The organism is Sphingopyxis sp., assembly GCF_016463645.1.
Lineage (GTDB): Bacteria > Pseudomonadota > Alphaproteobacteria > Sphingomonadales > Sphingomonadaceae > Sphingopyxis.
Genome location: NZ_JAEMQX010000162.1, coordinates 1 through 7,143, shown reverse-complemented (window position 1 = coordinate 7,143; position 7,143 = coordinate 1). Strand labels below are relative to the sequence as shown.

Genomic DNA, 7,143 nt, shown 5'->3' with positions numbered 1-7,143 from the left:
GTCGATTTCGTCGTCGGCCTGTTCGGCTTCAAGCAGCGGATCGACACGCAGGGCTTCGAGCAACAGGGCTCCGACGCCAGCCGCTGGAGCCTGACCGGCACTCAATCCGCCGATCCTACAATCCTCGGCGGATTGACCGCGAACAACACGCAGTTCCTCAAGTCCACCAGCGCGGCGCTCTACGGACAAGCCAGCTACAAGCTGACCGACGCGCTGACCATTCAGCCGGGTATCCGTATCAATTATGACAAGAAGACCGGTTTCTACCAGCGCGTGGTGACGAACGGAGCGGGCCAGATGATCAGTTGCTCGCCGACGCCGGCCGCAGGTTCGGTACTGGCGGCGCAGTGCGGCGTCTATCAGCCGCAGCTTACCGAGCCTTCGGTGAGCGACTGGAACTTCAGCTACGACTTCAATGTCAACTACAAGGTTGCGCCCGACATTCTCGCTTACATCACCTATGCGAAAAGCTTCAAGACCGTCGGAATCAACCAGAATGGCCTGCCGCTCAACGCGGACAATACGCCAAACCTTGATGCCGCGACGGTGAAGCCCGAGTCGGTCAACCATTATGAAATAGGGCTCAAGACGCAATTCTTCGACCGCCGCGCGACTTTCAACCTGTCGGCGTTCCGCACCGACATCAAGAATTTCCAAGCGACGGTCAACGGCGGTCAGTTCGGCACGGTGCGCGGTTATCTCGCCAATGCCGAGAAGGTCCGCTCGCAGGGTATCGAGGCGGACCTGAAGATCGTCGCGAGCGACCGCTTCACCGCTTATGCCAACGGCGCCTATACCGACGCCAAGTACAAGAAGTTCACCAACGCGCCGTGCCCGCCCGAACTGTCGGGCGGTACGTTCCAGCCGGCGAACGCTGTTCCCGACTATTCGCAGCCGGGTGTACCCGGCGCGCTCAGCCCGCGGCAGTGCGACATTTCCGGTTTCGATCTGCCGGGCGTATCGAAATGGGCGTTCTCCTACGGCGCCGAGGCTAACGCTCCGGTCACATTATTGGCGAAGGACGGACAGCTCTATCTGGGCGTCGACGGCAATTACCGCTCGCACTGGAATTCTAACGCGTCGCCGTCGATCTACACCGACGTCAAAGGCTATGCTCTGACCAACTTCCGCGTCGGCTTCCGTGCCGAGGGTTTCGACGTCTTCGGCTGGGTTCGCAACGCCTTCGACGTGAACTACATCGAGACGCTTCAGGTGGCGCCGGGCAATACCGGCCTGATCGCTGGTCAGCCGGGCGACCCGCAGACATGGGGCGGGACGGTGAAGTTCAGCTTTTAACCGCGTTCCTGCCGCGCAGAGAAATGGGCCGCTCTCCATCGTGAGGGCGGCTTTTTTCATGCAGCGAAGCGCCTGTTTGTAATCGGTCCACTCAATCACTGAATTCACCTTATTCGTTTAGGTCGATTGCCACCTTCGGCCTATCGTCCGCAGGTCAGAGCAAAAGGATGAAAGCATCGACTCGCACCTTGCCCGCGCAACAAGCCGCTCGGCGACCCGGAAGTCGCCCGCTCGTCATGCGCCGGTCACCCTGCTGCACCAACATACCCAAACCATAAAAGGAGAGACTGCATGAACGACCAGACCCCCATCGGCAGCGGCTGCCCCGTCCACCAGCCCGGCGGCGTGCGTTCGCTGCTCGGCCGCACCAACAAGGATTGGTGGCCCGATATGCTGGCAACCGAAGTCCTGACCCCGAACGGCCCTTCGAACCCGATGGGCGATGATTTCGACTATTCGAAGGCGTTTGCACTGCTCGACTATCAGGCGCTGAAGAATGATCTGACCGCGCTGATGACCGACAGTCAGCCCTGGTGGCCGGCGGACTATGGCCATTATGGTCCCTTCTTCATCCGCATGGCTTGGCACGCCGCGGGCACCTATCGCACCGCCGACGGGCGCGGCGGCGCCAACAGCGGGCAACAGCGTTTCGCGCCGCTCAACAGCTGGCCCGACAACGGCAATCTCGACAAGGCGCGCCGCCTGCTGTGGCCGATCAAGCAGAAATACGGCAACAAGATCAGCTGGGCCGACCTGTTCATTCTCGCGGGCAACGTCGCGATCGAGAGCATGGGCGGACCGGTGTTCGGCTTCGGCGGCGGCCGCGTCGACGTGTTCGAGCCCGAACGCGACATTTACTGGGGCTCGGAAGACAAATGGGTCAACCAGGGCGTTCAGACCCGCATCGCCCCCGAGCATGGCTTCCATCAGATCGAAGGCCCGCTCGCCGCGATCCAGATGGGGCTGATCTACGTCAACCCCGAAGGGCCGCAGGGCAATTCGCACGATGACGAGGGCATGGCGCGCGACATGAAGGAAACCTTCGCGCGCATGGCGATGAACGACGAGGAAACCGTCGCGCTGACCGCCGGCGGCCACACCTTCGGCAAGGCGCACGGCAACGGCGACGCGTCGCTGCTCGGCAACGCTCCCGCCGGCGGCGATCTTGTCGCGCAGGGCTTCGGCTGGGTCAGCGGGCATGAAAGCGGCGGCATCGGCGAGCATACCGTCACCAGCGGCCTCGAAGGCGCGTGGACGAACACGCCCGACAAATGGACCGACAATTTCTTCCGCCTGCTGTTCGACTATGATTATGAACTGGTGAAGTCGCCCGCGGGCGCCAACCAGTGGCAGCCGATCGACCAGAAGGAAGAGGATATGGCCCCCGCGGCCTGGGATCCGAACCTGAAGGTCCCGACGATGATGACGACCGCCGACATGGCGCTGAAGCGCGACCCGGCGTACCGCAAGATCAGCGAGAAGTTCCGCGACGACCATGAAGCGTTCCGGGACGCCTTCGCGCGCGCGTGGTTCAAGCTGACGCACCGCGACATGGGACCCAAGGTCCGCTACCTCGGGCCCGAAGTCCCCGCCGAAGACCTGATCTGGCAGGACCCGATCCCCGCCGGTTCGAAGCCGTCGGACGCCGACGTCAAGGCGGTGAAGGACAGGATTGCCGCCAGCGGGCTGACCGTCAGCCAGCTGATCAAGACCGCCTGGGCATCGGCCAGCACCTATCGCAAGTCCGATTTCCGCGGCGGCGCCAATGGTGCGCGCGTCCGCCTTGCGCCGCAGAAGGATTGGGAGGTCAACGAGCCCGCGACCCTCGCCAAGGTACTGGGTACGCTCGATGGTCTGCGCGGCAATCTGTCGATGGCCGATGCGATCGTGCTCGGCGGTGTCGTCGGTCTCGAAAAGGCGATCAGGGATGCGGGCTTCAGCGTCGCGGTTCCGTTCATCGGCGGGCGCGGCGATGCGACCGCCGAGCAGACCGATGCCGACAGTTTCGAGGTGATGGAGCCCGAAGCCGACGCCTTCCGCAACTATGTCGGCAAGAAGAAGCTCGCGGTGAAGATCGAGGAAATGATGCTCGACCGCGCCTCGCTGCTCGGCCTGTCGGTACCCGAGATGACCGTGCTGATCGGGGGGCTGCGCGTCCTCGGCGCCAATCATGGCGAGCGTGGCCACGGCCATTTCACCAAGCGGTCGGGGCAGCTTACGAACGACTTCTTCGTCAACCTCTATGACATGACCAATGTCTGGAAAGCCGCGGGCGACGGCGACGACGAATATGTCGCCACCGACCGCAAGGGTGGCGGCGAGAAGTGGCGTGCGACGCGCGCCGACCTGATCTTCGGTTCCAACGCCGAACTTCGCGCCGTCGGCGAGGTCTATGCGCAGTCCGACAATGGCGAAAAGTTCGTCAAGGACTTCGTCAAGGCGTGGACCAAGGTGATGAATGCCGACCGTTTCGACCTCGCCTGATCCGGCGCCCCGGTCCCGCATCATGTAGCGGGGCCGGCGGCGTCCACAGGACGACGGGTCGCGACCCGCCCCCGGGGACATGGGCCCGGGGGCGGGTCTTCTTTTTTTGGGCTTAAAGCCACAAAAGCCCCGCATGCACGCCTTCAAACTGTGTCTTTTGTGACTTTAAGCGGTGCAGCATCCTCGCGCAGCGCCGAGCGGACGATGTCCATGTCGGCGCCGCCGGAGACATCGACGGCCCCGCCTTTCAGCACGCGCACGACAGTGACGCCATTGAGCGCGCGGTCCATCGCGACGCCGAATTGATGCGTGCGCCCCATCGAAATCGCACTGTTCCATGCGGCGGCGAAGCTCGCCGCGCCGGGACGGTCGCGAAGGCGATAGGCCGAGCGCCGCCCCATGCCCACGGCCTTTGCCGCCTGCCCGACCGAACCCATCGCCCCGAGCGCGCGGATGAAATTCGCCTGCGTTTCGGGCGTCCAGCCATCGGCGCGATGGCGCTGCTGCGGGACCGGCAGGAAGGCGAGGCAGGTGTCGGCGAGGAGCGGGGCGGGCGTGGCGATCTGTTCCATCCGCCAGTATGGAGCACAGCCGGATAATGTAGGAAAGGGTCATTCGGGGCGTATGTCGACCATAGCGTGCCGGCCATCCCGTCGGCGCGGCTGGCGCGACGAACGAATTGAAGTCATTCATCGGTCATTCGGATAAGACAGCTAAGCTGAAATGCCGGATCAGCAGGAGGATCGACATTGAAAAAGCTTCTGGCCGCTGCGGTTCTCGCAGCCATCGCCATTCCCTCGGCTCCCGCATTCGCCGACCCGCCGCCATGGGCGCCAGCGCACGGGAAACGCGCCAAGGACCGTGGTCTCTACGACAGCTCCGGCCGCTATTACGAGCCGAGGCGCCTGTCGAACAACGACCGGATATGGCGCGGCAAGGACGGCCGCTATCATTGCCGCCGCGATAATGGCACGACGGGGCTGATTATCGGCGCGGCGGTTGGCGCTCTCGTGGGGCGCGAACTCGACGGCGGACGCGACCGGACCATCGGGACGATTATCGGCGCTGCCGGGGGCGGCCTGCTCGGCCGTGCAATCGACCGCGGGGAGCTGAAGTGCCGCTAAGCGGCGGTGAGTCGGCCGGCGGATCGTGATGCACATGCTGGCGGAATGGACACGGCTCTCTTTTGCGTCGTGGAGTCCGCAACCGACCGCGTGTCGCCGCCCTCCTTCGAAGAGTTAATGGGCGTCCTTCGGGGCCGGTCCACCGATCGGGGGCGGCTTGCAGAAGGGCACCATGACGAGAGCGGCGAGGAACAGCCAGGCCATCAGGCGGAAGACATCGTCGAACGCGAGCGTCAGCGCCTCGCGGCCGACGATGCGGCCGAGGACGCCATTTGCCATCTGCTGCGCCAGCGCCGGGTCGGAGACATAGTGGCCGATGCCTTGTGTCAGCGCCGCCGCCGCCTCGTTCGCGGCGTCGGCCGAGCGGCCGAGCGCTTCGGAGAGGCGCAGCATGTGGATGCGGAGGTTGTCGCCGAGCCAGGTATTGACGAGCGCGATGCCGATCGCGCCGCCGAGGTTGCGCATCAGGTTGAACAGCCCCGAGGCGTAGCGCAGTTCGGGCCCCTCGAAATTGCCGAGCGCGAGCCCGACCGACGGGACGATGCAGAGCATGATCGCGAAGCTCCTCACCACCTGTGGCCAGAACAGCGCGGCGAAGCCCCATTCGGGCGTCATGAAGCTGAACATCCAGAGGCCCGCCGCGAAGAGGCTGAGGCCGAAGGTGATGACGATGCGCTGGTCGACGCGCTGTGACAGCGCGGCGGCGATCGGCACGCCCATGAGCTGCGCGAGCCCCGAGACGAAAACCGTCGTGCCGATTTCGGAGGCGTTGTAGCCCTGCACGCGGCCGAGGAAGATCGGGACGAGATAGGTGCTCGCATAGAGGCCGAAGCCGATCACGAGGTTGAAGACACAGGCGAAGACGAAGGTCGGCTTGCGGAAGGGGGTTAGCTTCACGATCGGTCCGTCCGAGCGGAAGGAGCGTTCGAGGAAGAGGCCGAAGGCGACGAACGACACCCACGCGCCGATCGCGATCTCGGGCTCGCTGAACCAGTCGTGTTTCGGTCCTTCCTCGAGCACGAATTCGAGCCCGGCGAGAAATATTGCCATCGACGCGAGATGCACCCAGTCAATCCGGCGCAGCATCGGCAGGTTCGGTTTGTCGATCCGCACGAGCGCGAGGATCGCGAGCGTAACCATCGCGCCGGGCAGGACATTGATGAAAAAGACCCAGCGCCAGCCCATGGCGTCGGTGATCCAGCCGCCCACGGTGGGCCCAAGCGTCGGCGCGAGCACCGAGACCATGCCGAGGATCGCGGGGATCATCGCGCGCTGCCTGCCCTCGAACAGCATATAACCCGTCGCGAAGACGGTCGGGATCATCGCGCCGCCGACGAAACCCTGGACGGCGCGGAACAGGATCATCGATTCGATGCTCCACGCAAGCCCGCACAGCACGCTTGCGATCGTGAACAGGCCCGCCGACGCCGCGAACAGCCAGCGCGTCGACAGCGCCTGCGCGAGGAAGGCGGAGAAGGGGATCATCACCAGCTCGGCCATCAGATAGGCGGTCTGGACCCAGCTGATCTCGTCGGGGCCGGCACTGAGCCCCGCCTGTACCTCGTTGAGCGAGGCGGCGACGATCTGGATGTCGATCAGCGCCATGAACTGGCCGAACGCCATCACCGCGAAGATCAGATATTTGCGCGCGTCGGGCATCGCCGCTGGGTTGAACGGCGCGTCCTCGTCCTTTGGGGCCGCGGCGGGGGAAAGCGGGATGGAGGCCATGGGTCTTGTGTCCTATCGTCTTTATATTATATGCGTCATATAAAAGGAGACGCAAGTGCGCTATTCAACCGAGCACAAGGCCGAGACCCGCGAGCGGGTATTGAAAGAGGCGGCGAAAGAGATTCGCGCCAAGGGCCCGGACAATGTCGCGGTCGCGGGGATCATGGCGCGTGCCGGGCTGACCCACGGCGGCTTTTACGCCCATTTTCCGTCGAAGGACGCGCTGGTGAAGGAAGCGATCGGGACGATGTTCGCCGACGCGCGTGCGCGGACCGAACGGATCGACGCGAATGGCGATCCGCGTGGCGTGTTGCGTGCCTATGTCGATTTCTACCTTTCGCCGGCGCATCGCGACAGCCGTGATCGGGGGTGTCCGCTGCCGACGCTGTCGGGCGATTTCGCGCGTTCGCGGCCCGAAACGCGCGAGCGCTTCGGCACCGGCGTCGTGGGCATCGCGACCCGCCTCGCCGGGCCGCTCGCGAAGCTGGGCCATGCCGATCCCGATGCCGAG

The 7,143-nt window shown here is 64.4% G+C and carries 6 protein-coding genes; 4 read left to right on the top strand and 2 right to left on the bottom strand.

What is annotated here, in order from left to right; translation table 11 throughout:
• Nucleotides 1-1,296 (top strand): TonB-dependent receptor (locus JHC57_RS20065; RefSeq protein WP_294032365.1); only part of this gene is annotated, 1,296 nt, incomplete at its 5' end.
• Between the two features lie 291 nt (nt 1,297-1,587).
• Nucleotides 1,588-3,780 carry a catalase/peroxidase HPI gene (gene katG / locus JHC57_RS20060; protein WP_294032364.1) on the top strand — a complete coding sequence of 731 codons (2,193 nt, stop codon included), beginning with the start codon at nt 1,588-1,590 and terminating at the stop codon, nt 3,778-3,780.
• A gap of 143 nt (nt 3,781-3,923) precedes the next feature.
• Here the strand turns inward: katG and JHC57_RS20055 are convergent, their stop codons facing one another.
• Nucleotides 3,924-4,352, bottom strand: a complete 429-nt coding sequence (locus JHC57_RS20055; protein ID WP_294032363.1) for a hypothetical protein — start codon at nt 4,350-4,352, stop codon at nt 3,924-3,926.
• Between the two features lie 177 nt (nt 4,353-4,529).
• Here JHC57_RS20055 and JHC57_RS20050 point away from each other — a divergent pair, with 177 nt between their 5' ends.
• A complete protein-coding gene (locus tag JHC57_RS20050) occupies nt 4,530-4,904 on the top strand; it encodes a glycine zipper 2TM domain-containing protein (RefSeq protein ID WP_294032362.1) in 375 nt (124 codons plus the stop codon).
• A gap of 114 nt (nt 4,905-5,018) precedes the next feature.
• Here the strand turns inward: JHC57_RS20050 and JHC57_RS20045 are convergent, their stop codons facing one another.
• Nucleotides 5,019-6,632 (bottom strand): DHA2 family efflux MFS transporter permease subunit, encoded by a 1,614-nt coding sequence (locus JHC57_RS20045; protein ID WP_294032361.1) that lies wholly within the window; start codon nt 6,630-6,632, stop codon nt 5,019-5,021.
• Between the two features lie 55 nt (nt 6,633-6,687).
• Here JHC57_RS20045 and JHC57_RS20040 point away from each other — a divergent pair.
• Nucleotides 6,688-7,143: TetR/AcrR family transcriptional regulator (locus tag JHC57_RS20040; RefSeq protein WP_294032360.1), on the top strand; the 456-nt coding region annotated here is incomplete at its 3' end.